Raw genomic sequence first — 23,046 nt, forward strand, 5'->3', positions numbered from 1 at the left:
CACGCAGCGTTGGGGCGAGAGGGGAAAACGGCCACAGAACCGCCCTTATGCTGGCACGCATGTGCGGAATTGTTGGATACGTGGGCGCGCAGTCCGCCCTCGACGTAGTAATCGCGGGCCTGCAGCGACTGGAGTACCGGGGCTATGACTCGGCCGGTGTCGCGGTGCAGGCGCAGGACTCCCAGGGGCAGTGGAGTCTCGTCACGGACAAGCGGGCCGGAAAGCTCGGCAACCTGGAGAAGTCGCTCGCCGAGTCGCCCCTCCCCGGCGGCACCACCGGCATCGGTCACACCCGCTGGGCCACCCACGGCGGCCCGACGGACGCCAACGCCCACCCCCACCTGGATGACGACAACCGGGTGGCCGTGGTCCACAACGGCATCATCGAGAACTTCGCCCAGCTGCGCGCCGAGATCGCGGAGCGCGGCCACACCCTCCGGTCCGAGACCGACACCGAGGTCGTCGCCCACCTGCTGGGCGAGGCGTACGAGGGCGACCTCGCCGAGGCCATGCGGGCGGTCTGCCGCCGCCTGGACGGCGCCTTCACCCTGGTCGCCGTCCACGCGGACGCGCCCGGCGTGGTCGTCGGCGCCCGCCGCAACTCGCCGCTGGTGGTCGGCCGCGGCGAGGGCGAGAACTTCCTGGCCTCGGACGTCGCAGCCTTCATCGCGCACACCCGCGAGGCGATCGAGCTGGGCCAGGACCAGGTCGTCGAGCTGCGCGAGGGCGGCGTGACGGTGACCAACTTCGACGGCACCCCGGCCGAGGTGCGCGAGTACCACGTGGACTGGGACGCCTCCGCCGCCGAGAAGGGCGGCTACGACTACTTCATGCTCAAGGAGATCGCCGAGCAGCCGAAGGCCGTCGCCGACACCCTCCTCGGCCGGATCGGCGCCGACGGCCGGCTCACCCTCGACGAGCTGCGCATCTCCGACGCGGACCTGCGCTCGGTCGACAAGGTCGTCATCGTCGCCTGCGGCACCGCGTTCCACGCGGGCATGATCGCCAAGTACGCGATCGAGCACTGGACCCGCATTCCCTGCGAGGTCGAGGTCGCCTCGGAGTTCCGCTACCGCGACCCGATCATGGGCCCGGGCACGCTGGTCATCGCCATCTCGCAGTCCGGCGAGACCATGGACACCCTGATGGCCCTGCGGCACGCCCGGGAGCAGGGCGCCAAGGTGCTGGCGATCTGCAACACCAACGGCTCCACGATCCCGCGCGAGTCGGACGCGGTGCTGTACACCCACGCCGGCCCGGAGGTCGCGGTCGCGTCCACCAAGGCGTTCCTGACCCAGCTGGTCGCCTGCTACCTGGTCGCCCTCTACCTGGGCCAGGTGCGCGGCACCAAGTGGGGCGACGAGATCTTCACCATCATCCGCGAGCTCGGCGACGCGCCGAAGCAGGTCGAGCAGGTCCTGGAGACCATGGAGCCGGTGCGCGAGCTGGCCCGCTCGCTGGCCGACGCCCGCTCGGTGCTGTTCCTCGGCCGCCACGTCGGCTTCCCGGTGGCCCTGGAGGGCGCGCTCAAGCTCAAGGAGCTCGCCTACATGCACGCCGAGGGCTTCGCGGCGGGCGAGCTCAAGCACGGCCCGATCGCGCTGATCGAGGAGGGGCTGCCGGTCGTGGTGGTCGTGCCCTCGCCGCGCGGGCGGTCGATCCTGCACGACAAGATCGTCTCCAACATCCAGGAGATCCGGGCCCGCGGCGCCCGCACGATCGTGATCGCCGAGGAGGGCGACGAGGCGGTCGTGCCGTACGCGGACCACCTGATCCGCATCCCGGCGACCCCGACCCTGCTGCAGCCGCTGGTCTCCACCGTGCCGCTCCAGGTCTTCGCCTGCGAGCTGGCCACGGCCAAGGGCCACGAGGTCGACCAGCCGCGCAACCTGGCGAAGTCGGTCACCGTCGAGTAGTGACTCCTACGGCGTCCCTGCGGTGGCTGCGTCCTACCGCAGGGACGCCGTGTCGAGCGTGAAGGAGAACGGGGCGGGCAGGTCGATCGGCTTGCCGAAGGGGACCGGTTCCTTCTCGGTGTAGTCGTCACCCTCAGGCTTGGTGAACAGGGTGACCTTGCCCTCGCTGCGGTCGACCAGCAGGTAGCAGGGAATGCCGGCGGCGGCGTAACCACGGCGCTTCTGTTCGCGATCCCGGCGGGGAGCGGTGGAGGTGACTTCGAAGACGAGCAGTACGCCGGCGGCGTCCGCCCACGAACCGGAGTTCAGGAAGTGTCCGACCGGGCTGACGGTGCCGTCGGGGATGAACCGGCCTGTCGGCACGATGAGGCCCTTGTTGCCCGACAGATCGAACTCGGCCTCGGCCTTTCGCATGAACTGCCGGTTCAGCAGGGAGAACGCGGTTTCGTGCCCTCCGTCCGGCGGTGGTGTCACGAAGATCTCGCCTTCGATGAGTTCAGCCTTGTAACCAGGCGGGGTGTCCAGCTCCAGGAACGCCTGGAGGAGCTTCTCCTCGCCCAGCGGGTGCTCGACTGCCGGCATGGCGACCATGGCCCTTCTCCCTCCTGTGGGTCCGTGCCGGGCCACAAGGTAGGCGTACGGACCGACACCGGCGGGGGATCGAAGTGGGTGTCACTCGAAAGTGTGCCGCAGGCCCGGCTCCCGCGGGTCGGTGGCGCGGGCTAGCGTCGGCGGTAGCCGACTGCTGAAGGAGTTCTCCCCATGCGTCATGCACACCCTGTGGAAACCGTCCGGGCCGCCGAGGCCGCGTTGATGGCGCGGTTGCCGGAGGGCGCGCTGATGCAACGGGCGGCAGCCGGGCTGGCGGCGACCTGCGCGCGGCTGCTGACCCGGCGTCGGGGGCGGGTGTACGGCAGTCGGGTGACGGTGCTGGCGGGCAGCGGGGACAACGGGGGTGACGCCCTGTACGCCGGGGCGGCGCTGGCCCGGCGCGGGGCGCGGGTGACGGCGGTGCTGCTCACGCCGGAGAAGGCGCACCCGGGCGGACTGGCCGCGCTCCGGGCGGCGGGCGGGCGGGTGGCGGCGGAGCAGGAAGTCGGCCTGGCCGAATTCTCGCGCGCGGACCTGGTGCTGGACGGGATCGTCGGCATCGGCGGCCGGGGCGGGCTGCGCGCCGGGGCCGTGCCGTACGCCCGGGCCGGGCGGAGCGGGATCGTGGTGGCGGTGGACCTGCCCAGCGGGGTGGACGCCGACACCGGTGAGGTGCCCGGGGAGGCGCTGCGCGCGGACGTCACGGTCTGCTTCGGCACGTACAAGCCCGGGCTGCTGATCGACCCGGGGGCCGCGTACACGGGCGCGGTGCAGCTGGTGGACATCGGACTCGAACTGCCGGAGCCGGAGGTGACGGCCCTGCAGCACGCGGACGCGGCGGCGCTGCTGCCGCTGCCGGGCGTGGAGAGCGACAAGTACCGGCGCGGTGTGGTCGGGGTGGCGGCCGGTTCGGCTCGGTACCCGGGGGCGGCGCTGCTGGCGGTCGCCGGGGCCCTGCGGGGCGGCGCGGGCGCCGTCCGGTACGTCGGCACGGCGGCCGAGGAGGTGGTGCGGCGCTTCCCGGAGGCGCTGGTCACCGAGGGCGGCCCGGCCGGGGCCGGGCGGGTGCAGGCCTGGGTGGTCGGGCCGGGCGGCGGCGAGGGGGCACGGGAGGCGTTGACCGAGGCGCTGGCGAGCGACGTCCCGGTGCTGGTGGACGCGGACGGGCTGACCGAGCTGGGCCGGCTCGGCCCGGACGCGCTGGCCGGCCGGACCGCGCCCACCCTGCTCACCCCCCACGCCGGTGAGGCCGCCCGGCTGCTGGCGGGTGCCGAGGGCGGTGCGCCGCCCGCCGCCGACGACCTGGCCGCCGCCCGGCTGGCCACCGCCCGGCGCCTGGCGGCCGCCTACCGGGCCACCGTGCTGCTGAAGGGCTCCACCACCGTGGTCGCCGACCCGGGCGGGGCCGTCCGGGTGAACCCCACCGGCACCTCCTGGCTCGCCACCGCGGGCAGCGGCGACGTGCTGGCCGGCCTGGCCGGCTCCCTGCTGGCCACGGGCCTGTCCCCGCTGGACGCCGCCTCGCTCGCCGCCTACCTCCACGGCCTGGCCGCCCGGGAGGCGGCCGGCGACCCGGGCGCGCCGGTGACGGCCCTCGCGGTCGCCGAGGCCCTGCCGACGGCCTGGCGTGCGGTGCGGCAGGAGTGAGCCGGAGGCCCCGAGGCGGAACCGGAACGCCGCTTCACCGCGTCCGTACCTGGGCGGAGGGGCCGTTCGCCGCAGGTCGGCGGGGTGGGCGAGGACGCGGTGCCGATCGCCGCGCCGACGGGCCGTTCGGCGAGGACTCCGGGACGTCTGGGAGACTGACCCTGATGACAACTGCGAACACGACCGGCACGGCCACCCTCACCGACGGCGTACGGGCCGAGGCGACCATCGATCTCGCCGCCCTGCGCGGCAACCTCGCCGCCCTGCAGGAGCGCGTCGGGAACACGGCGGTGATGCTCGCGGTCAAGGCGGACGCCTATGGCCACGGCGCGGTCGAGTGCGCCCGCGAGGCGGTCGCGGACGGGGTCGGCTGGCTCGGCTGCGCGACTCCCGACGAGGCCCTGGCGCTGCGGGCCGCGGGCATCCGCCCGGAACAGGCCCGGATCCTGTGCTGGCTGTGGACGCCCGGCGGGCCGTGGCGCGAGGCGCTGCGCGCGGACCTGGACATCTCGGTCAGCGGCCGGTGGGCGCTGCGGGAGCTGCTGACGGCCGTTCGGGAGACCGGCATCCCGGCGCGCGTGCACCTGAAGGCCGACACCGGCCTCGGCCGCAACGGCTGCCAGCCGCACGACTGGCCGCAGCTGGTGGCCGAGGTGCGGCGGGCCGAGGCCGAGGGGCTGCTGAAGGCCGTCGGCGTCTGGTCGCACTTCGCCGCCGCCGACGAGCCCGGCCACCCGTCGATCCAGGCCCAGCTGGACTCCTACCGCGCCGCGCTGGCGCACGCGGAGGCCGCCGGGCTGCGCCCCGAGGTCCGGCACCTCGCGAACTCCCCGGCCACCCTGCTGCTGCCCGAGTCGCACTTCGACCTGGTCCGCACCGGACTGGCGGCGTACGGGCTGTCGCCGGTGCCGGAGGTGGGCTCGCCGGCCGACTTCGGGCTGCGCCCGGTGATGGCGCTGACGGCCCGGCTGGCGCTGGTCAAGCACGTGCCCGGCGGGCACGGGGTCAGCTACGGCCACCACTACGTGACGCCCGGCCCGACCACGCTCGGCCTGGTCCCGCTCGGCTACGGCGACGGCGTGCCGCGGCACGCCAGCGGCACGGGGCCGGTGCAGATCGGCGGCAAGTGGCGCACGGTGGCCGGGCGGGTGGCGATGGACCAGTTCGTGGTGGACCTGGGCGGCGACACCCCCGAGATCGGCGAGGAGGTGCTGCTGTTCGGCAACGGCGAGCACGGTGAGCCGACCGCCGAGGACTGGGCCCGCGCCAGCGGCTCCATCTCGTACGAGATCATCACCCGGATCGGCGCCCGGGTGCCCCGCCGCTACCTGGGCGGCAGCCACGACGGGAGCCGCACGGCATGACGGAGGCACCGGACGGGACCGGCCCGGTGGCGGCGGTGGCCAAGGCGGCCGGCGCGGCCACGACCGGGGTGAGCCGGGCCGGTGTGATCGGGATCTCGGTCGGTGTGCTGGCGGCCGGTGCGGCCGCGGGCGTGGCGATAGAGCGGTTGACGGTCGGCCGGGCGATGCGCCGCCGGGCCCGGGCCGAGCTGGAGGCGACCGCCCCGTACGGCTCCCTGCGCGGGCGCCCGCTGACGGTGGCCGCGCCGGACGGCACCGAGCTGTACGTCGAGCTGGACGGCACGGGCTGGGACGAGCCGGACGGCGGACGCCCCGGGTCGGACGGCGGCCGCCCCGAGCCGGAGGGACCCGCCGGGAGTGTCGGCACCGGGGCCGAGCGCCCCGCAGGCGCGCGGGCGGGCCACCGCGCCGAGCCGCTGACCGTGGTGTTCAGCCACGGCTACTGCCTCAACCAGGACAGCTGGCACTTCCAGCGGGCGGCGCTGCGCGAGGGCCTGCGGCTGGTCTTCTGGGACCAGCGCAGCCACGGCCGCTCCGAGCGCTCCCGCTCGTACCTGGCGGGCGAGCCGGCCGGGATCGACCAGCTGGGCGGCGACCTCAAGGCGGTGATCGACGCCGTCGCGCCGACCGGGCCGCTGGTGCTGGTGGGCCACTCGATGGGCGGCATGGCGGTGATGGCGCTGGCCGACCAGTACCCGGAGCTGTTCCGGGAACGCGTCGCCGGTGCCGCGCTGGTCGGCACCCTGGCGGGGGACTGGAACGAGGTGAGCCTCGGTCTGCCGAAGGCCGGGGCCAAGCTGTTCAAGAGGGTCGCGCCCGGCGTGGTGAAGCTGCTGGGCCGTCAGGTCGAGCTGGTGGAGGCGAGCCGGCGGCTCGGTTCGGACGTCGCCGCCGTGTTCTACCGGAGGTTCTCCTTCGGGGGGCGGGACATCGATCCCGGCGTGGTGCGCTTCGCCGAACAGCTGCTGGACGCCACCCCGATCGACGTGGTCGCCGAGTTCTACCCGGTGTTCGGCACGCACGAGAAGTACGAGGCGCTGGCGGCCCTGCGCGGTCTGCCGGCGCTGGTGCTGGCCGGCACGAAGGACCTGCTGACCCCGTCGGCGCACAGCGAGGCGATGGCCGAGCGGCTGCCGGGCGCCGAGCTCGTGCTGGTCGAGGGAGCCGGGCACCTGGTGCTGCTGGAGCGCCCGGAGCTGGTCGACCGCGAGCTGGCGCTGCTGCTGCGCCGTGCCGCCGACTTCGTCGGCGCCGTGCCGCTGCCGCCGACCGTCCTCGCGCTCGCCGAGGAGCCGCCCGCGGACGGCGCCGGGGGCGCGGTGGCCCGGGATCCGGCCGTCGACCCCGTCTGAGTCCCCCGCCGGCCGCGGCGGGGTGCGCCGGTGTGGCACGGTAGCGGTGGCGGCCGGTGTTCGGCGCGCCGTTACGGACGATCGAAGGGCAAGACACGCGCATGGGCTCGCACGCCACTCTCACCGTCCCCACTCCGGAGCGGATGGGCCGGCTCGGCCGGGAGCTGGCCGCGCTGCTGCGGCCGGGGGACCTGGTGCTGCTCTCCGGCGAGCTGGGAGCGGGGAAGACCACGCTGACCCGGGGGCTGGGGGAGGGGCTGCAGGTCCGCGGGGCGGTGACCTCGCCGACCTTCGTGATCGCCCGGGTGCACCCCTCGCTGGTCGGCGGCCCGGCGCTGGTGCACGTGGACGCGTACCGACTGGGCGGGGACCTGGACGAGATGGAGGACCTCGACCTGGACGTCTCGCTGCCGGAGTCGGTGATCGTGGTCGAGTGGGGCGAGGGCAAGGTCGAGCGGCTGTCCGAGGACCGGCTGGAGGTGCGGATCGAGCGGGCGATCGGCGACACCGCCGGGGAGGACCACGACCCGCGCCGGGTGGTGCTGACCGGCCTCGGGGAGCGCTGGGCGGGCGTGGAGCTGGCGAAGCTGGCCTGAGGCCCGTCCCCGGCGCCGGCCGATCGGGTTCCACCGTTTTGCCGACAGGCTGTCGGCAAGGTGTTGCGGGCGGGGTGCCGGGCGTGGTGGGATGGGTGCTGCGGTTAGGTCTGCCTAACTAGGGAGGCGCCATGTCGAGCACCACCCCCGCCCCGGAGCACGCCGCGCACACCGCCGGGGCCGGAGAGTCCGCCCACCGCGCCGCGGGGGAGCCGATGCGGGCACTGCTGGCCGCCTGCGCGGCCGCCGAGGCGGTGTCCACCCCGCCCGAACCGCGGCCCCGGCAGGCCGAGCGGCCCGAGGCGCAGACGCCCCGGGCCGCGTAGCACCCGCCCCGCGTGCCGCCCGTCGTACGGGCGGCGGGGCCGGGCTCAGGCGACCACGACCACCTTGGTGCCGTTCGACGCGAAGTCCCAGAGCAGCTGGCCGTCGGTGCGGCTGCTGCGGATGCCACCGGTCTTGGCCTTCGGGTCGGGGGTCGGGGTCGCGTCGTCCAGGGCCGCGCCGAAGCCGAACACCACGCCGCTCTGCTGGGCGAAGCGCACCACGTGCTCGATCTTCCGGCCGTCCGTACCGGTGCCGGCCGCCGTGCGGCTGTACACCGAGTAGCTGCCCGGAGCGGGCTCGACCGAGCCCGGGGTGACCGGGAAGGCGGCCGCGACCTGCGGGTTCTTCTTGGGGTCGACCAGCCAGACGAAGTGGCTGCCGACCGAGTAGACCACCCGGGTGCCGCTGCCCGAGGAGGCCGGCAGCGGCGGGACGGTCGGGGTGGCGGAGGCGGTCGGCGTCGCGGAGGCGGCCGGGCCGGTGGACGTCGACGTGACGGTCGGACGGGCTCCGCCCGCGCGGTCCTGGGCGCCGTTGGCCTGGAAGGCCAGCAGGCTCACCACCGCCAGGGCCCCCAGGGTCAGCCCCGTGACCACCACTCCAGGACCCATCTTCGCCACGTGCCCGCTCCCGCCGCCGTCCGCTGTTCGTACCGCCCTAATCGTGCCAGGTCCGCCCGGCCGCTCGGCAGCGCCCTTGCACGTGTGTTCCGGAGGGGGACACCAGCTCGATCGTCCGGTCGGCCCAACGTCGGTCTAACCTTGACCCCGTGCTGCTGCTCGCGTTCGACACCGCTACCCCCGCCGTCACCGCCGCCGTCCACGACGGCACGGCGGTCCTCGCCGAGACCCACCAGGTCGACGCCAGGCGCCACGGCGAACTGCTGCTGCCCGCGATCGACCAGGTCCTGCGGGCCGCCGGGGCGGACAAGCACCGGCTCACCGGGATCGCGGTCGGCGTCGGCCCCGGCCCGTACACCGGCCTGCGGGTCGGCCTGGTGACCGCCGCCGCGCTCGGCCACGCGCTCGGCGTGCCGGTGCACGGCGTCTGCACCCTGGACGCGATCGCCTTCCAGGCCCGCGCCGAGGGACTGGCCGGGCAGCCGTTCACCGTCGCCACCGACGCGCGCCGCAAGGAGGTCTACTGGGCCTCTTACGACGCCGACGGCGGCCGCACCGAGGGCCCCGGCGTGGACCGCCCGGCGGAGCTGACGCCCGCGGCCCGCTCGGTCGGCGCCGGCGCGCTGCTCTACCCCGACGCCTTCCCGGGCGCGCACGGCCCCGAGCACGTCTCGGCCGGCGCCCTGGCCGGCTTCGCCGCCGCCGAACTGGCCGCCGGGCGCGAGCTGCTGCCGAACGTGCCGTTGTACCTGCGCCGCCCGGACGCCCAGGTCCCGGCCGCCTACAAGACGGTTCTGGGGGGCAAGGCGGTGCTCCCGGCGTGAACCACGGCACCACCCTGCGCCCGATGCGCTGGTGGGACATCGAGCCGGTGATGGACCTGGAGCTCAGGCTGTTCCCCGAGGACGCCTGGTCCCACGGGATGTTCTGGTCCGAACTCGCCGAGGCCCGCCCCGGCGGCACCCGCCACTACTCGGTCGCCACGGCCGCGGACGGCACGATCGTCGGCTACGCCGGTCTGATGACCGTCGCCGGCGAGGGCGACGTCCAGACCATCGCCGTCGACGAGCGCCACCAGGGCGCCGGTCTCGGGACGGCGCTGCTCACCGACCTGATCCACGAGGCCGCCCGCCGAGGCTGCGCCGACCTGCTGCTGGAGGTGCGGGTGGACAACCAGCGCGCCCAGCGGCTGTACGAGCGCCACGGCTTCGAACCGGTGGGCATCCGGCGCGGCTACTACCAGCCCGCCGACATCGACGCGCTGGTGATGCGCCTCGAACACCCCAGCACCGACAGCACCGACCCGAAGGACATTGAGGACACCCCCCATGGCTGACGAACCGCTCGTCCTCGGCATCGAGACCTCCTGCGACGAGACCGGCGTCGGCATCGTGCGCGGCACCACGCTGCTGGCCGACGCGGTCGCCTCCAGCGTCAACGACCACGCCCGCTTCGGCGGCGTCGTCCCGGAGATCGCCAGCCGCGCCCACCTGGAGGCGATGGTCCCGACCATCCAGCGCGCCCTGGACACCGCCGGGGTCAAGGCCGGCGACCTGGACGGCATCGCCGTCACCGCAGGGCCCGGCCTGGCGGGTGCGCTGCTGGTCGGCGTCAGCGCGGCGAAGGCGTACGCCTGGGCGCTGGACAAGCCGCTGTACGGGGTCAACCACCTCGCCTCGCACATCTGCGTCGACCAGCTGGAGCACGGCCGGCTGCCCTCGCCCACGATGGCCCTGCTGGTCTCCGGCGGGCACTCCTCGCTGCTGCTCAGCGAGGACATCACCACCGACGTCCGCCCGCTCGGCGCGACCATCGACGACGCGGCCGGCGAGGCCTTCGACAAGGTCGCGCGGGTGCTCGGCCTGGGCTTCCCGGGCGGCCCGGTCGTCGACCGGACGGCCCGCGAGGGCGACGCGAAGGCGATCAACTTCCCGCGCGGCCTGACGGGGAAGAACGACCCCGAGTACGACTTCTCCTTCTCCGGCCTGAAGACCGCCGTCGCCCGCTGGGTGGAGGCCAAGCGCCGGGCCGGCGAGGAGGTGCCGATCGCCGACGTCGCGGCCTCCTTCCAGGAGGCGGTCACCGACGTGCTCACCCGCAAGGCCGTCAAGGCGTGCAAGGACAACGGCGTCGACCACCTGATGATCGGCGGCGGCGTCGCGGCCAACTCCCGGCTGCGCGAGATGGCCCAGCAGCGCTGCGACCGGGCCGGCATCCGGCTGCGGGTGCCCCGGCCGGGCCTGTGCACCGACAACGGCGCGATGGTGGCGGCGCTGGGCTCCGAGATGGTGTGGCGGGGCCGCACCCCCTCCGCCTTCGACCTGTCGGCGGACTCCTCGCTGCCCGTCACCGACGTCCACGTCCCCCACACGGATCTCCACGGTCAGGCCTACGACGCCCTCGGCGGCGGCGCCGCGTGACCGTCGCCGCGATGTGGGAGGCCCGGGCGGCGGACGGCCGGGCGGCCGAACTCGCCGCCTGGGTACGCGAGTCCGCGTTGCCCGCACTGCGCGGCGCGCCCGGGCTGACCCGGACCGAGCTGTTCTCCGCACCCGGCGAGCGGGTGCTGCTGATCACCTGGTGGGAGGGCCGGCCCGCACCGGTCGCCGAGCCGCCGGCCGAGCTGCTGGGCCGCCCGGTGCACCGCTGGTCCTTCACCAGCGAGCACGTCGAGTAGGTCGTGATCGGGAACCGCCGCGGCGGCCGCTACCGTGCATAGCTGAGAGAAAGCTGGACGGGACCGGGAGCGCGGTGCGGTGAACAGGGACGGGCGGAGCAGGACCAGGACCAGGGCGTACGCGGCGGGGGCGCTGGCGCTGCTGGCCTTCGCCACCGCGTGCGGCGACAACGGGGGCGGCGCCGCACCGGCCGGGACCAAGGCCGCGTCGGCGGCGCCCCAGCCGTCCGGCGGTGGCGGCACGCCGGTCGCCGCGGCCACCACGCCCGGCGCGGCGCCGGCCGGGGGCGACGCCGCGGCCTGGGCGAAGTGGAACCTCAAGCCGCTGGCCCCGGCCCCCGCGCCGCCCGCCGACAAGCCCATCAAGCTCGAACGCACCGGCACCGTACCGGTGTTCAGCGACGTGAAGACCACCGACAAGGTCGTCTTCATCACCATCGACGACGGCGCCGAGAAGGACCCGAAGTTCGTCGAGATGCTGACCGACCTCAAGGTGCCGATCACGATGTTCCTGACCAAGGACATCGTCAAGAACGACTACGGCTACTTCAAGCCGCTCCAGGCCCTGGGCAACCACATCCAGAACCACACCGTCACCCACCCGGTGATGAGCAAGCTCCCGCAGGACAAGCAGAAGTCCGAGATCTGCGAGGACCAGGCCGCGCTCACCCAGCAGTACGGCACGGCCCCGCTGCTGTTCCGCCCGCCGTTCGGCGACGGCGCCAACACCCCGACGCTCAACAACTCGGTGCAGCAGTGCGGCCCGCGCGCGATCGTGCTCTGGCGCGAGTCGATGCAGATCCACGACATGCAGTACCAGGCGGGCGACAAGAAGCTGAAGCCCGGCGACATCATCCTGGCGCACTTCCGCGGCCCCAAGGAGCTCAAGGGCGCCACGATGACCCAGATGTTCGCCGACCTGCTCGCCCGGATCCAGGAGCAGGGCTTCTCGGTGGCCCGGCTGGACGACTACATCCAGCCGCCGGCCTCCTGAGGCGTCCGCACCGGCTGTCCCAGCATCATCAGCGGTCCGCCGTCGGTGCGGCTGAGGATCACCGTGACGGTGTTCGGCCCGGAGGGCTTGAGCTGACGGCGCAGCTCCTCCGGGGTGATCGCCATCCCGCGCTTCTTGATCACCACCGTACCGACCCCGCGCTCGCGCAGCAGTGCCTTCAGCTTCTTGATGTGGAAGGGCAGCACGTCGGTGAGCTCGAAGGCGTGCGCGTACGGGGTGGCGACCAGTCGGTCCGAGGTCAGGTAGGCGATCTTCGGGTCGATCAGCCGGCCGTCGACCTGCTCGGCCACCTCGGCCACCAGGTGGGCCCGGATCACCGCGCCGTCCGGCTCGTACAGGTACCGCCCGACCGGGCCGGCCGGCGGGTCGGGCAGGTCGCCGCCGGTCAGGCTGGCGGCCTGCGGCAGCAGGGTGGCGCGGTGCGGGCGGGCCGCCCCGGTGCCGAACCAGAGCACCGCCTCCTTGACGTCCCCGTGGTCGGACACCCACTCGGCCTCGGCGTCCGCGGGGACGGCCTCGTGCGGGATGCCCGGGGCGACCTTCAGGGCGCCGATCGGGGTCCGCCGTCCGGCCTCGATCGCCCAGGAGAGCGGCGGGGCGTACGCCTCCGGGTCGAACACCCGGCCGCGCGAGGTGCGCCGGGCCGGGTCGGTGAACACCGCGTCGTAGCCGGTCACGTCAACCTCGGCGACGTCCGCGCAGCGCACCTCCACCAGCTCCGCCAGGCCCAGCGCGGCGGCGTTGGCCGCGGTGGCGGCGCAGGCCGCCGGGTCCTTGTCGACGGCCAGCACCTGGATCCCGGCCCGGGCCAGCGCCAGTACGTCCCCGCCGATGCCGCAGCACAGGTCCGCCAGCCGCCGTACGCCCGATTCGGCGAAGCGGCGCGCCCGCCATTCGGCCACGCTGCGCCGGGTGGACTGCTCGACCCCGTTGGGCGTGAAGTACATCAGGTCGGCGTCCGCCCCGAACTTCGCCCGCGCCCGCTGCCGCAGCCGCGCCTGCCCGAACGCCGCCGACACGAGCTCCGCCGGGTGCTCCCGCCGCAGCCGGGTGGCCAGCGCAAGCTCCTCCTCGGGGGTGAACTCGCGCAGCTCGGCGAGCAGGGCCTGGCCCTCGGGGGTCAGCAGGGGCTGGAGGTTCTCGGTGTCCACGGGGCCATTCTGACCCGTCGGCGGATGTCGGGGCGGTCGGTCACCGCCACAGGACGCCCGAGGAGAGGACCGCCGGGACCAGGAACGGCGAGAGGGCGGCGGTGACCGCCAGGAACGGGTAGCCGGACCGCCGGCTGCGCACGGCCACGACGACGCCCGCCACGAGGGCGGCCACCGGACCGGCCGTCATCCCGATGCCCAGGAAGGCCCATCCGCTTCCGTCCCCGTCGTCCCCGGCGCCGGGACCGCTGCCGAGGGAGGCGACCGAGCAGAAGACGAGGAACGGCAGCACGACCCCGAGCAGGGGCACTGCCAGCAGGGCGAGGGACGCGTCCTTGAGCCGGGACGGGCCGACGCGCACCGGAATCGATGTCATGTCAGGAGTCTGGCCGCGGGCTCCGGCACCGCACATGAGTACGGCTACTCATCCGCGACCCGAGTCCGCCGGGCGCGCCGTTGGCACTCTGGTTGACTGAGTGCTAACGGCGGCCTATGGTCGTCCTTGGCACTCCCCAGTGGGGGAGTGCTAACGCGAAGACGTGTGTCTGACCCCCGCGACGGCAGGCCCGCAGGTTCGCCCCTACCCGTTAGAAAACCCCGTAATCTCCGAAGGGGAGCTCGGACGTGACCACCAGCAGCAAGGTTGCCATCAAGCCGCTCGAGGACCGCATCGTGGTCCAGCCGCTCGACGCCGAGACCACCACGGCCTCCGGCCTGGTTATCCCGGACACCGCCAAGGAGAAGCCCCAGGAGGGCGTCGTCCTGGCCGTCGGCCCGGGCCGCTTCGAGGACGGCCAGCGTCTGCCGCTCGACGTCGCCGTCGGTGACATCGTCCTGTACTCGAAGTACGGCGGCACCGAGGTGAAGTACCAGGGCGAGGAGTACCTCGTCCTCTCGGCCCGCGACGTTCTCGCCATCATCGAGAAGTAACAGCACCGAGAAGTAAGACGTTCCGACCCGCCCCGGATCCGTGTCCCAAGTGACAGGGGCCCGGGGCGTGGTTGTTGGTTCACGTAGTTCGGCGGCCGGTCGGCCGGCCGCAGCCCCGAGGGAATAGGGAACATGGCGAAGATCCTGCAGTTCGACGAGGACGCCCGCCGCTCGCTGGAGCGCGGTGTCAACAAGCTGGCCGACACCGTCAAGGTGACCATCGGCCCCAAGGGCCGCAACGTCGTCATCGACAAGAAGTTCGGCGCCCCGACCATCACCAACGACGGTGTCACCATCGCCCGTGAGGTCGAGCTGGACGACCCGTACGAGAACCTTGGCGCGCAGCTCGTCAAGGAGGTCGCCACCAAGACCAACGACGTCGCGGGTGACGGCACCACCACCGCCACCGTGCTGGCCCAGGCCCTGGTCAACGAGGGTCTGCGCAACGTCGCCGCCGGCGCCGGCCCGGCCGCCCTGAAGAAGGGCATCGACAAGGCCGTCGCCGCCGTCTCCGAGCACCTGCTGTCCGTCGCCCGCGAGATCGAGGGCAAGGACGACGTCGCCGCCGTCGCGTCCCTCTCCGCGCAGGACACCCAGGTCGGCGAGCTGATCGCCGAGGCGATCGACAAGGTCGGCAAGGACGGTGTCATCACCGTCGAGGAGTCGAACACCTTCGGCGTGGAGCTGGACTTCACCGAGGGCATGCAGTTCGACAAGGGCTACCTGTCGCCGTACTTCGTCACCGACGCGGAGCGTCAGGAAGCGGTCCTGGAGGACCCGTACATCCTGATCAACCAGGGCAAGATCTCCTCCATCCAGGAGCTGCTGCCGCTGCTGGAGAAGATCCTGCAGAGCGGTGCCTCGAAGCCGCTGCTGATCATCGCCGAGGACGTCGACGGCGAGGCGCTGTCGACCCTGGTCGTGAACAAGATCCGCGGCACCTTCAACGCCGTCGCCGTCAAGGCCCCGGGCTTCGGCGACCGCCGCAAGGCGATCCTCGGCGACCTGGCCGTCCTGACCGGCGCCACGGTCATCTCCGAGGAGGTCGGCCTCAAGCTCGACCAGGCCGGTCTGGACGTGCTGGGCACCGCCCGCCGCGTGACCATCACCAAGGACGACACCACCATCGTCGACGGTGCCGGTGACTCCGAGGCCGTCGCCGGCCGCGTCGCCCAGATCAAGGGCGAGATCGCCGCGACCGACTCCGACTGGGACCGCGAGAAGCTGCAGGAGCGCCTGGCCAAGCTGGCCGGCGGCGTCTGCGTCATCAAGGTCGGCGCCGCCACCGAGGTGGAGCTGAAGGAGCGCAAGCACCGCCTGGAGGACGCCATCTCGGCGACCCGCGCCGCGGTCGAGGAGGGCATCGTCGCCGGTGGTGGCGCCTCCCTGGTCCACGCCGCCAAGGTGCTGAACGACGGCCTGGGCCTGTCGGGTGACGAGGCCACCGGTGTCGCCGTGGTCCGCAAGGCGCTGCACGAGCCGCTGCGCTGGATCGCCCAGAACGCCGGCCTGGAGGGCTACGTCATCACCTCCAAGGTCTCCGAGCTGGAGATCGGCCAGGGCTACAACGCCGCCACCGGCGAGTACGGCGACCTGGTGAAGGCCGGCGTCATCGACCCGGTCAAGGTCACCCGCTCCGCCCTGGAGAACGCCGCATCGATCGCCTCCCTGCTCCTCACCACCGAGACCCTCGTGGTGGAGAAGAAGGAGGAGGAGGCCGAGGCCGGTCACTCGCACGGCGGCCACGGCCACTCGCACTGACGCCGAACGCCTGACCGGAGGCCCGGTCCGCGCCCCGCGAGGGGCTGCGGGCCGGGCCTCCGGCTGCTGTTCGCCCGCTCGCCTCCGGGCCGGGCCGGCGGCCGTGTCGCGCAGGTGCTCCAGACTTCAACTATCAGCAGAATTTTGCAGAATGCAAAGATTGACTTATAACTGAGGCATGATCGAGGCCCGCCATCTGCGCGTCCTGCGTGCCGTCGCCCGCACCGGCTCCTTCTCCGCCGCCGCTCGCGAGCTGGGGTGCACGCAGCCTGCCATCAGCCAGCAGATGAAGGCCCTGGAGAAGTCGGTGGACACCCCGTTGGTGGTCCGCTCGGGCCGCGGGATGCAGCTCAGCGAGGCCGGACGGGTCCTGCTCAAGCATGCCACCGGAATCCTGGCCGGGCTCTCCGCCGCCGAGGAGGAGGTCGCCGCGATCGCCGGGCTGCGGGCCGGGCGGGTGCGGCTGGTCTCCTTCCCGACCGCGAGTTCCACCCTGGTGCCGCCCGCGGTCGCCCGGCTGCGGGCCAGCCATCCGGGGGTGCGCGTGTCGCTGGTCGAGGCCGAGCCGCCGGAGTCGCTGGCCATGCTGCGCGGCGGCGAGTGCGAGATCGCCCTGGCCTTCCGCTACCCGCAGTCCGACGGCGCGGCCGCGGCGCCCGCGCCCGCGCACGGCTCACCGCGGGAGGCACGGGCCGAGGCGAACCTGGAGGCGCAGCAGCTGTCGGCCGGCACCGACTGGTCCGATCTGGTGGTGACCCCGCTGCTGGACGACCCACTGGTGGGCCTGCTGCCCGCCGGCCACCCGCTGGCCGGCCGGGGCGGTCCGGTGGGGCTGGCCGAACTGGCGGGGGAGCAGTGGATCGCCGGCTGCCCGCAGTGCCGGGGGCACCTGGTGGAGCTGTGCGCGGGGGCGGGCTTCGAGCCCCGGATCGACTTCGCGACCGACGACTACCCGGCGGTGGTCGGCCTGGTGGCGGCCGGGCTCGGGGTGGCGGTGCTGCCCCGGCTGGCCCTGCAGTCGGTGCGCCCTGACGGCGTGTCGACGGTGCCGGTGCGGACGGCCTCCGGGGTGCCGGCGGTGCGCCAGGTGGTGGCGCTGACCCTGCCGGACCTGGCCGAGGTCCCGGCCGTCGCGCTGATGCGGGAGCGGCTGGCGGGGGCGGCGGCCGACCGCTGACGGGGCCCCCTTCTCCCCCGAACGGCGCAGCAGCGCCCTGAGGCGCCGCGAAGAAACGTTTCTTCACGGCGCGCCGCGGATGCGGGTCTAGCGGTGCGCGACCGCCGGCGGGGCCAGCGGGACCTCCACCAGGCGGTGCCGCGAGCGGCCCAGCATCTCCTCGCGCTCGTCCTCCGTCATCCCGCCCCAGACGCCGTACGGCTCACGGACCGCCAGCGCGTGTGCGGCGCACTCCGCGATCACCGGACAGCGCATGCAGACCTCCTTGGCGCTGGCCTCGCGCGAACTGCGCGCCGCCCCGCGCTCGCCCTCGGGGTGGAAGAAGAGCGAGCTGTCCACGCCGCGGCAGGCTGCCGAGAGCTGCCAGTCCCAGAGGTCCGCGTTGGGACCGGGGAGGCGGGAGAAATCTGCCATGGCTCATTCCCTTCAGAGGCGGTCGGCGGCGGCCGGGCCTTTCGGCGGGCTGCTGCCGAGCGGTGCCCGGCGGGGCGTCCCGCACTGGTGTGGACACCTGGAAATATGACTTAAGGCAACTCCATGGACAAGTCACCCACACACTGGCACAACAGTCAATGACCATACGAAAGCTATAAAAACGGGCAAAGTGGGCAACGGTTTTCGCTGGGTCCGGGTGTGGCAATCGGGTGGCCGAGGGGGCGCGCGGCACACCGCACCGGTGTGCGGGTCGTACGCCGACCGCGCGCGAGCTGCGCAAAAGTGCGGCGTGTGCACCGCGATGCGGCTGATCCGTAATGGGTTGGCCACGTACAGTGGTGGAGATGCCCTGAAGGCCGTAACTCATTCGAGTGACGGTCGTTGGAAGTGCGGAGGCGGTTAGCGGGCGCCGGACGTCGGGAACGATCGCGGGCAAGTCGGGGCGATCAGTACGAAGTCCGTCGCCGATCGGCCGTGTCGGAGAGGTTCGTACCAGCCAGGAGGCTCAACGTGACGCGGATCAGCTGCGGAGGACGACGGTCATGACTTCCGTTCTCGTTTGCGACGATTCCCCGCTCGCCCGCGAGGCGCTTCGCCGCGCCGTCGCGACCGTACCCGGTGTGGACCGGGTCACCACCGCGACGAACGGGGAGGAGGTCCTCCGCCGCTGGGTGGCCGACCGCTCCGATCTCGTCCTGATGGACGTCCGGATGCCCGGCCTCGGCGGGGTCGAGACGGTCCGGCGGCTGCTGTCCGCCGACCCGGGCGCCCGGATCATCATGCTCACCGTCGCCGAGGACCTCGACGGCGTCGCGCTCGCGGTGGCCGCGGGTGCCCGCGGGTACCTGCACAAGGACGCCTCGCGCGCCGAACTGCGGGCCACCGTCACCCAGGCGCTCGCCGACCCGACGTGGCGGCTCGCCCCGCGCCGGCTGCGCAGCCCCGACATGGGCGCTGCGCCGACCCTGACGGCACGTGAGATCCAGGTGCTGGAGGGCATGAGCCACGGACGCAGCAACGCCGAGATCGGGCGCGAGCTGTTCCTGTCCGAGGACACCGTGAAGACCCACGCCCGACGGCTGTTCAAGAAGCTCGGGGCCTCCGACCGTGCGCACGCGGTGGCGCTGGGTTTCCGCTGGGGCCTGGTCCGCTGACCACCGGCGGCGCCGCCGGCCGCGGCGCGGCGCCGTCGAATTCCGGGGCGGGAGTCGCACAGGCGTGTGACGTTACGGTCCCGAGGTTGCACCATGGAGGAGTGGAGCACCTCGGGGACCAGCGGACAGGCACTGCGGCGAACCACGCAGCCGCAGGACACTCGGTGGACGGCGCGACGGACGGGACCACCCACGGCAGCGGGGCGGGAGGCGGCACGGTGCAGGAGGGGCCGGGGGTGCGCGGCACGCCGTACGGCGCCGCAGCGCATAACGTTCCGGTGCACAACTCCGGACGCGGTGCCGCGTTTTCCCGGTCGACCAGGCACCATGGACCGATGCGCGACGACGTCGCCGGTGTGGCCGGCCAGGCGGACCCGGGGGAGGCCGAGCCTTCCGACCCGGGCCACGATCCGTCGTACGCGGATTCCGGCAGTGCCGAGGCCGGTCCCGGCCGTCCACCCGTGCTCGGCACGGGCGGCTCGCCCCTGGTGGGCGACCTGGTCGCGGCCGCCGTTCGCGGCGAGGGCCCGGCCATCGACGCCCTGCTCGCCTACGTCCACCCGCTCGCGCTGCGGTACTGCCGCGCCAAGCTGGTCCGGCTGCCCGGCGGGGCCCGGCACCACGTGGACGACGTGGCCCAGGAGGTCTGCGTCGCGGTGCTGTGCGCGCTGCCCCGGTACAAGGACCAGGGGCGGCCGTTCGAGGCCTTCGTCTACGGCATCGCCGCGCACAAGATCGCCGACCTGCAGCGGGCCGCGATGCGCGGGCCCGGTTCGACCGTGGTGCCGCAGGACGACCTGCCGGAGGTGCCGGACGAGGCGCTCGGGCCGGAGGAGCAGGCCCTGCTCAGCAGCGACGCGGCCTGGGCCAAGGAACTTCTCTCCAACCTGCCGGCCCGTCAGCGCGAACTGGTGCTGCTGCGAGTGGCCGCCGGGCTGTCGGCGGAGGAGACCGGCGAGGTGCTCGGGATGTCGCCGGGTGCCGTCCGGGTGGCCCAGCACCGGGCGCTCAGCCGGCTGCGGGCGCTCGCGGAGGAGTCCTCCTGAACGGAGGCGCAGGCCAGGGGGCTCCCGCCGGCCGGAATGAGGGTGCGGGGGCGGTTGTTGTCAAGGGCACACGAGGGCACATTCGCGGTGCCAGTACCATGGGGTATCGGCGCCTGGGCAGGTTGCCAAAGTTTCGCGGGTGCGCACGGGGTTCCTTTGGAGGTTCCTCCAAGTCACCCGGCTTTCGGCAGTCTGCGCGAGTGAGCGATCAACGCGCCCCTTCCCTCTGGGCGCGAGCGGATTAGGCCGGCCACGGAAGGTACTCCCCAAATGTCTTACAACGCCGCAGGCGTACCCGAGAAGTTCGCCATGCTCGGGCTCACGTTCGATGACGTCCTGCTGCTGCCCGGGGCTTCCGAGGTGCTGCCGAACCAGGTCGACACCTCCTCCCGGGTCTCCCGGAACGTCCGCGTCAACATCCCGCTGCTGTCCGCGGCGATGGACAAGGTCACCGAGGCGCGGATGGCCATCGCGATGGCCCGTCAGGGCGGCGTCGGCGTGCTGCACCGCAACCTGTCGGTCGAGGACCAGGCCAACCAGGTCGACCTGGTGAAGCGCTCCGAGTCCGGCATGGTCACCGACCCGATCACGGTCGGCCCGGACACCACGCTGGCCGAGGCCGACGCGCTGTGCGCCAAGTTCCGCATCTCCGGTGTGCCGATCGCCGACGAGGCCGGCAAGCTGCTCGGCATCGTCACCAACCGTGACATGGCCTTCGAGTCGGACCGTAGCCGCCAGGTCCGCGAGATCATGACCCCGATGCCGCTCATCACCGGCAAGGTCGGCATCTCCGGCGAGGACGCGATGGCGCTGCTGCGCCGTCACAAGATCGAGAAGCTCCCGCTGGTCGACGACGAGGGTCGGATCAAGGGCCTGATCACCGTCAAGGACTTCGTCAAGGCCGAGCAGTACCCGAACGCCGCCAAGGACGCCGAGGGCCGTCTGCTGGTCGGCGCCGCCGTCGGCGCCAGCGCCGAGGCCTTCGACCGGGCCCAGGCGCTGGTCGAGGCGGGCGTGGACTTCCTGGTCGTCGACACCTCGCACGGCCACAGCCACAACGCGCTGGCCTGGATCGAGAAGATCAAGTCGGCCGTCCGGGTCGACGTGGTCGGCGGCAACGTCGCCACCCGGGACGGCGCCCAGGCGCTGATCGACGCCGGCGTGGACGGCGTCAAGGTCGGCGTCGGCCCCGGCTCCATCTGCACCACCCGCGTCGTCGCCGGCATCGGCGTCCCGCAGATCACCGCCATCTACGAGGCCGCCCAGGCCTGCCGGGCGGCCGGCGTGCCGGTCATCGGCGACGGCGGCCTGCAGTACTCCGGCGACATCGGCAAGGCGCTGGCCGCCGGTGCCGACACCGTGATGCTGGGCTCGCTGCTGGCCGGCTGCGAGGAGTCCCCGGGCGAGCTGCTGTTCATCAACGGCAAGCAGTTCAAGTCCTACCGCGGCATGGGCTCGCTGGGCGCCATGCAGTCCCGCGGCCAGGGCCGCTCCTACTCCAAGGACCGCTACTTCCAGGCCGAGGTCGCCTCGGACGACAAGCTCGTCCCCGAGGGCATCGAGGGCCAGGTCCAGTACCGCGGCCCGCTGTCCGCCGTGCTGCACCAGCTGGTCGGCGGCCTGCGCCAGACCATGGGCTACGTCGGCGCCGGCACCATCGCCGAGATGGAGAGCAAGGGCCGCTTCGTCCGGATCACGTCGGCCGGCCTCAAGGAGAGCCACCCGCACGACATCCAGATGACCGTCGAGGCGCCGAACTACTCGGCCCGCTGAACGGACCCGATCGGCTGAGGGGCCCGTCGCTGCCAGCGCAGCGGCGGGCCTCCGCCCGTCCGGGGCGTGGGCCGTCGGGGCGCCGCCAGCGGTAGTACGGGATACTGGGGTCGGCCGGGGTGACCCGGCGGGCATGAGCAACAAACCAGAAGGGCTCGAAGTGACTGAGATCGAGATCGGGCGAGGCAAGCGCGGCCGCCGGGCGTACGCCTTCGACGACATCGCCGTCGTCCCCAGCCGCCGTACGCGTGACCCGAAGGAGGTCTCGATCGCCTGGCAGATCGACGCCTACCGCTTCGAGCTGCCGTTCCTGGCCGCCCCCATGGACAGCGTGGTCTCGCCGCAGCAGGCCATCGCCATCGGCCGCCTCGGCGGCCTGGGCGTGCTGAACCTCGAAGGCCTCTGGACCCGCTACGAGGACCCGCAGCCGCTGCTGGACGAGATCGCCTCGATCACCGACCAGGCCGCCGCGACCCGCCGGCTGCAGGAGATCTACGCCGCGCCGATCCGGGCCGAGCTGATCAAGCAGCGGATCCAGGAGGTCCGCGACTCCGGCGTGGTCACCGCCGCCGCGCTCTCGCCGCAGCGCACCGCCGAGTTCTCCAAGGCCGTCGTGGACGCCGGGGTCGACGTCTTCGTCATCCGCGGCACCACCGTCTCGGCCGAGCACGTCTCCAGTGCCGCCGAGCCGCTCAACCTGAAGCAGTTCATCTACGAGCTGGACGTCCCGGTGATCGTCGGCGGCTGCGCCACGTACACCGCCGCGCTGCACCTGATGCGGACCGGCGCGGCCGGCGTGCTGGTCGGGTTCGGCGGCGGCGCGGCCCACACCACCCGCAACGTGCTGGGCATCCAGGTGCCGATGGCGACCGCGGTCGCGGACGTGGCGGCGGCGCGGCGCGACTACATGGACGAGTCCGGCGGGCGCTACGTGCACGTGATCGCGGACGGCGGGGTGGGGTACAGCGGCGACATCCCGAAGGCGGTGGCCTGCGGCGCGGACGCGGTGATGATCGGTGCTGCGCTGGCCCGGGCGACGGATGCTCCGGGGAAGGGGTTCCACTGGGGGATGGAGGCCGTCCACGAGGAGCTGCCGCGGGGGAAGCGGGTGGACCTCGGGACGGTCGGCACCACCGAGGAGATCCTGACGGGGCCGTCGCACACGCCGGACGGGACGATGAACCTGTTCGGGGCGCTGCGGCGGGCGATGGCTACTACGGGGTACACGGAGCTTAAGGAGTTCCAGCGGGTTGAGGTGACGGTCAATCCGGCGTTGGACCACCGCTGACGGGGGTGCTGACGTGGGGTCGGAGGTCTCTGCCGGGTTGCCGGTGGGGGCCTTCGGCGTTTCTGGGGGGTCGGGGGTTCTGGGGGTTGGTGTTCGGGGGGTGGGCTCTCGGGAGGGTGGGTGCCGGGGCGGTTCCGGGGGTGGCCGCTCCGGGGGCTGGGTGATTTTCAGACTGCCGATTCCGGGGGTGGGGTGCTGGGGTCGTTGGCAGTCTGAAAACTGTCTC

At 73.2% G+C, this 23,046-nt stretch carries 23 protein-coding genes; 18 read left to right on the plus strand and 5 right to left on the minus strand.

Annotated elements, in window-relative coordinates; all coding sequences use genetic code 11:
• The first annotated feature begins 59 nt into the window (after positions 1 to 59).
• On the plus strand, positions 60 to 1,916 hold the full coding sequence (glmS, locus tag ACFV1W_RS19305) for a glutamine--fructose-6-phosphate transaminase (isomerizing) (RefSeq protein ID WP_380418031.1): 1,857 nt from the start codon (positions 60 to 62) through the stop codon (positions 1,914 to 1,916).
• A gap of 33 nt (positions 1,917 to 1,949) precedes the next feature.
• Here the strand turns inward: glmS and ACFV1W_RS19310 are convergent, their stop codons facing one another.
• Positions 1,950 to 2,498 carry a Uma2 family endonuclease gene (locus ACFV1W_RS19310; RefSeq protein WP_380418059.1) on the minus strand — a complete coding sequence of 183 codons (549 nt, stop codon included), beginning with the start codon at positions 2,496 to 2,498 and terminating at the stop codon, positions 1,950 to 1,952.
• 180 nt (positions 2,499 to 2,678) lie between these two features.
• Between ACFV1W_RS19310 and ACFV1W_RS19315 the strand changes: the two genes are divergently transcribed.
• The 5 genes from ACFV1W_RS19315 to ACFV1W_RS19335 all read left to right on the plus strand — a co-directional run bounded on the left by ACFV1W_RS19315 (position 2,679) and on the right by ACFV1W_RS19335 (position 7,792).
• Positions 2,679 to 4,154, plus strand: coding sequence for an NAD(P)H-hydrate dehydratase (locus tag ACFV1W_RS19315; protein ID WP_380418032.1), 1,476 nt, complete (start codon positions 2,679 to 2,681; stop codon positions 4,152 to 4,154).
• Positions 4,155 to 4,318: 164 nt separating this feature from the next.
• Positions 4,319 to 5,518: an alanine racemase gene (gene alr / locus ACFV1W_RS19320; protein ID WP_380418034.1), complete on the plus strand. Its 1,200-nt coding sequence runs from the start codon at positions 4,319 to 4,321 to the stop codon at positions 5,516 to 5,518.
• The gene (locus ACFV1W_RS19325; protein WP_380418036.1) at positions 5,515 to 6,870 is read left to right on the plus strand and encodes an alpha/beta fold hydrolase; all 1,356 of its coding nucleotides are present in this window, start codon (positions 5,515 to 5,517) and stop codon (positions 6,868 to 6,870) included. Before alr ends, ACFV1W_RS19325 begins: the two co-directional genes overlap by 4 nt.
• 101 nt (positions 6,871 to 6,971) lie before the next feature.
• Positions 6,972 to 7,466, plus strand: coding sequence for a tRNA (adenosine(37)-N6)-threonylcarbamoyltransferase complex ATPase subunit type 1 TsaE (tsaE, locus tag ACFV1W_RS19330; protein WP_051825597.1), 495 nt, complete (start codon positions 6,972 to 6,974; stop codon positions 7,464 to 7,466).
• 131 nt (positions 7,467 to 7,597) lie between these two features.
• Complete coding sequence (locus ACFV1W_RS19335) at positions 7,598 to 7,792, plus strand: hypothetical protein (protein ID WP_380418038.1); 195 nt, start codon at positions 7,598 to 7,600, stop codon at positions 7,790 to 7,792.
• A gap of 45 nt (positions 7,793 to 7,837) precedes the next feature.
• On the opposite strand, the gene ACFV1W_RS19340 is transcribed toward ACFV1W_RS19335, so the two are convergent.
• Entirely contained in the window at positions 7,838 to 8,404 is a 567-nt protein-coding gene (locus ACFV1W_RS19340; RefSeq protein ID WP_380418061.1) for a hypothetical protein, read from the minus strand.
• Between the two features lie 158 nt (positions 8,405 to 8,562).
• Between ACFV1W_RS19340 and tsaB the strand changes: the two genes are divergently transcribed.
• The 5 genes from tsaB to ACFV1W_RS19365 all read left to right on the plus strand — a co-directional run bounded on the left by tsaB (position 8,563) and on the right by ACFV1W_RS19365 (position 12,084).
• Positions 8,563 to 9,237 (plus strand): tRNA (adenosine(37)-N6)-threonylcarbamoyltransferase complex dimerization subunit type 1 TsaB, encoded by a 675-nt coding sequence (tsaB, locus tag ACFV1W_RS19345; RefSeq protein ID WP_380418039.1) that lies wholly within the window; start codon positions 8,563 to 8,565, stop codon positions 9,235 to 9,237.
• A 23-nt stretch (positions 9,238 to 9,260) separates the two neighbouring features.
• Positions 9,261 to 9,749, plus strand: a complete 489-nt coding sequence (gene rimI, locus ACFV1W_RS19350) for a ribosomal protein S18-alanine N-acetyltransferase (RefSeq protein WP_380418063.1) — start codon at positions 9,261 to 9,263, stop codon at positions 9,747 to 9,749.
• Positions 9,742 to 10,833 carry a tRNA (adenosine(37)-N6)-threonylcarbamoyltransferase complex transferase subunit TsaD gene (gene tsaD, locus ACFV1W_RS19355; protein WP_380418041.1) on the plus strand — a complete coding sequence of 364 codons (1,092 nt, stop codon included), beginning with the start codon at positions 9,742 to 9,744 and terminating at the stop codon, positions 10,831 to 10,833. The genes rimI and tsaD overlap by 8 nt, the downstream gene beginning before the upstream one ends.
• Positions 10,830 to 11,090, plus strand: a complete 261-nt coding sequence (locus ACFV1W_RS19360; RefSeq protein ID WP_380418042.1) for a hypothetical protein — start codon at positions 10,830 to 10,832, stop codon at positions 11,088 to 11,090. Before tsaD ends, ACFV1W_RS19360 begins: the two co-directional genes overlap by 4 nt.
• A gap of 79 nt (positions 11,091 to 11,169) precedes the next feature.
• Positions 11,170 to 12,084 carry a polysaccharide deacetylase family protein gene (locus ACFV1W_RS19365; protein WP_380418044.1) on the plus strand — a complete coding sequence of 305 codons (915 nt, stop codon included), beginning with the start codon at positions 11,170 to 11,172 and terminating at the stop codon, positions 12,082 to 12,084.
• Here ACFV1W_RS19365 and ACFV1W_RS19370 read toward each other — a convergent pair.
• A complete protein-coding gene (locus ACFV1W_RS19370; protein WP_380418045.1) occupies positions 12,060 to 13,256 on the minus strand; it encodes an SAM-dependent methyltransferase in 1,197 nt (398 codons plus the stop codon). The two genes, ACFV1W_RS19365 and ACFV1W_RS19370, sit on opposite strands and share 25 nt — an antisense overlap.
• A 40-nt stretch (positions 13,257 to 13,296) precedes the next feature.
• The gene (locus ACFV1W_RS19375; RefSeq protein ID WP_380418047.1) at positions 13,297 to 13,632 is read right to left on the minus strand and encodes a hypothetical protein; all 336 of its coding nucleotides are present in this window, start codon (positions 13,630 to 13,632) and stop codon (positions 13,297 to 13,299) included.
• Between the two features lie 248 nt (positions 13,633 to 13,880).
• Here ACFV1W_RS19375 and groES point away from each other — a divergent pair, with 248 nt between their 5' ends.
• The 3 genes from groES to ACFV1W_RS19390 all read left to right on the plus strand — a co-directional run bounded on the left by groES (position 13,881) and on the right by ACFV1W_RS19390 (position 17,124).
• Entirely contained in the window at positions 13,881 to 14,186 is a 306-nt protein-coding gene (gene groES, locus ACFV1W_RS19380; RefSeq protein ID WP_014136232.1) for a co-chaperone GroES, read from the plus strand.
• 132 nt (positions 14,187 to 14,318) lie between these two features.
• Complete coding sequence (gene groL, locus ACFV1W_RS19385; protein WP_380418048.1) at positions 14,319 to 15,947, plus strand: chaperonin GroEL; 1,629 nt, start codon at positions 14,319 to 14,321, stop codon at positions 15,945 to 15,947.
• Between the two features lie 178 nt (positions 15,948 to 16,125).
• Positions 16,126 to 17,124 (plus strand): LysR family transcriptional regulator, encoded by a 999-nt coding sequence (locus ACFV1W_RS19390; RefSeq protein ID WP_380418050.1) that lies wholly within the window; start codon positions 16,126 to 16,128, stop codon positions 17,122 to 17,124.
• An 87-nt stretch (positions 17,125 to 17,211) separates the two neighbouring features.
• Here the strand turns inward: ACFV1W_RS19390 and ACFV1W_RS19395 are convergent, their stop codons facing one another.
• Positions 17,212 to 17,538, minus strand: coding sequence for a WhiB family transcriptional regulator (locus ACFV1W_RS19395; protein ID WP_380418051.1), 327 nt, complete (start codon positions 17,536 to 17,538; stop codon positions 17,212 to 17,214).
• Positions 17,539 to 18,101: 563 nt separating this feature from the next.
• On the opposite strand from ACFV1W_RS19395, the gene ACFV1W_RS19400 reads away from it, so the two are divergent.
• The 4 genes from ACFV1W_RS19400 (at position 18,102) to ACFV1W_RS19415 (ending at position 22,820) form a co-directional block, all read left to right on the plus strand.
• Positions 18,102 to 18,713 carry a response regulator transcription factor gene (locus ACFV1W_RS19400; RefSeq protein WP_014136228.1) on the plus strand — a complete coding sequence of 204 codons (612 nt, stop codon included), beginning with the start codon at positions 18,102 to 18,104 and terminating at the stop codon, positions 18,711 to 18,713.
• Between the two features lie 335 nt (positions 18,714 to 19,048).
• Positions 19,049 to 19,759 carry a sigma-70 family RNA polymerase sigma factor gene (locus ACFV1W_RS19405; RefSeq protein ID WP_380418053.1) on the plus strand — a complete coding sequence of 237 codons (711 nt, stop codon included), beginning with the start codon at positions 19,049 to 19,051 and terminating at the stop codon, positions 19,757 to 19,759.
• A gap of 270 nt (positions 19,760 to 20,029) precedes the next feature.
• Positions 20,030 to 21,532: an IMP dehydrogenase gene (gene guaB, locus ACFV1W_RS19410; protein ID WP_380418054.1), complete on the plus strand. Its 1,503-nt coding sequence runs from the start codon at positions 20,030 to 20,032 to the stop codon at positions 21,530 to 21,532.
• Positions 21,533 to 21,692: 160 nt separating this feature from the next.
• Positions 21,693 to 22,820: a GuaB3 family IMP dehydrogenase-related protein gene (locus ACFV1W_RS19415; protein WP_380418056.1), complete on the plus strand. Its 1,128-nt coding sequence runs from the start codon at positions 21,693 to 21,695 to the stop codon at positions 22,818 to 22,820.
• The last annotated feature ends 226 nt before the right edge of the window (positions 22,821 to 23,046 follow it).

Source organism: Kitasatospora sp. NPDC059648 (assembly GCF_042734825.1).
Classification (GTDB): Bacteria; Actinomycetota; Actinomycetes; order Streptomycetales; family Streptomycetaceae; genus Kitasatospora.

Bases quoted from the DNA above. Each gene is read 5' to 3' on its own strand.
- groL (WP_380418048.1), top strand. From the start codon at position 14,319: ATGGCGAAGATCCTGCAGTTCGACGAGGACGCCCGCCGCTCGCTGGAG.
- ACFV1W_RS19335 (WP_380418038.1), top strand. From the start codon at position 7,598: ATGTCGAGCACCACCCCCGCCCCGGAGCACGCCGCGCACACCGCCGGG.
- ACFV1W_RS19310 (WP_380418059.1), bottom strand. From the start codon at position 2,498: ATGCCGGCAGTCGAGCACCCGCTGGGCGAGGAGAAGCTCCTCCAGGCG.
- rimI (WP_380418063.1), top strand. From the start codon at position 9,261: ATGCGCTGGTGGGACATCGAGCCGGTGATGGACCTGGAGCTCAGGCTG.
- ACFV1W_RS19375 (WP_380418047.1), bottom strand. From the start codon at position 13,632: ATGACATCGATTCCGGTGCGCGTCGGCCCGTCCCGGCTCAAGGACGCG.
- glmS (WP_380418031.1), top strand. From the start codon at position 60: ATGTGCGGAATTGTTGGATACGTGGGCGCGCAGTCCGCCCTCGACGTA.
- ACFV1W_RS19390 (WP_380418050.1), top strand. From the start codon at position 16,126: ATGATCGAGGCCCGCCATCTGCGCGTCCTGCGTGCCGTCGCCCGCACC.
- ACFV1W_RS19315 (WP_380418032.1), top strand. From the start codon at position 2,679: ATGCGTCATGCACACCCTGTGGAAACCGTCCGGGCCGCCGAGGCCGCG.
- ACFV1W_RS19405 (WP_380418053.1), top strand. From the start codon at position 19,049: ATGCGCGACGACGTCGCCGGTGTGGCCGGCCAGGCGGACCCGGGGGAG.
- ACFV1W_RS19325 (WP_380418036.1), top strand. From the start codon at position 5,515: ATGACGGAGGCACCGGACGGGACCGGCCCGGTGGCGGCGGTGGCCAAG.
- guaB (WP_380418054.1), top strand. From the start codon at position 20,030: ATGTCTTACAACGCCGCAGGCGTACCCGAGAAGTTCGCCATGCTCGGG.
- tsaE (WP_051825597.1), top strand. From the start codon at position 6,972: ATGGGCTCGCACGCCACTCTCACCGTCCCCACTCCGGAGCGGATGGGC.
- tsaD (WP_380418041.1), top strand. From the start codon at position 9,742: ATGGCTGACGAACCGCTCGTCCTCGGCATCGAGACCTCCTGCGACGAG.
- alr (WP_380418034.1), top strand. From the start codon at position 4,319: ATGACAACTGCGAACACGACCGGCACGGCCACCCTCACCGACGGCGTA.
- ACFV1W_RS19395 (WP_380418051.1), bottom strand. From the start codon at position 17,538: ATGGCAGATTTCTCCCGCCTCCCCGGTCCCAACGCGGACCTCTGGGAC.
- ACFV1W_RS19340 (WP_380418061.1), bottom strand. From the start codon at position 8,404: ATGGGTCCTGGAGTGGTGGTCACGGGGCTGACCCTGGGGGCCCTGGCG.
- ACFV1W_RS19400 (WP_014136228.1), top strand. From the start codon at position 18,102: ATGACTTCCGTTCTCGTTTGCGACGATTCCCCGCTCGCCCGCGAGGCG.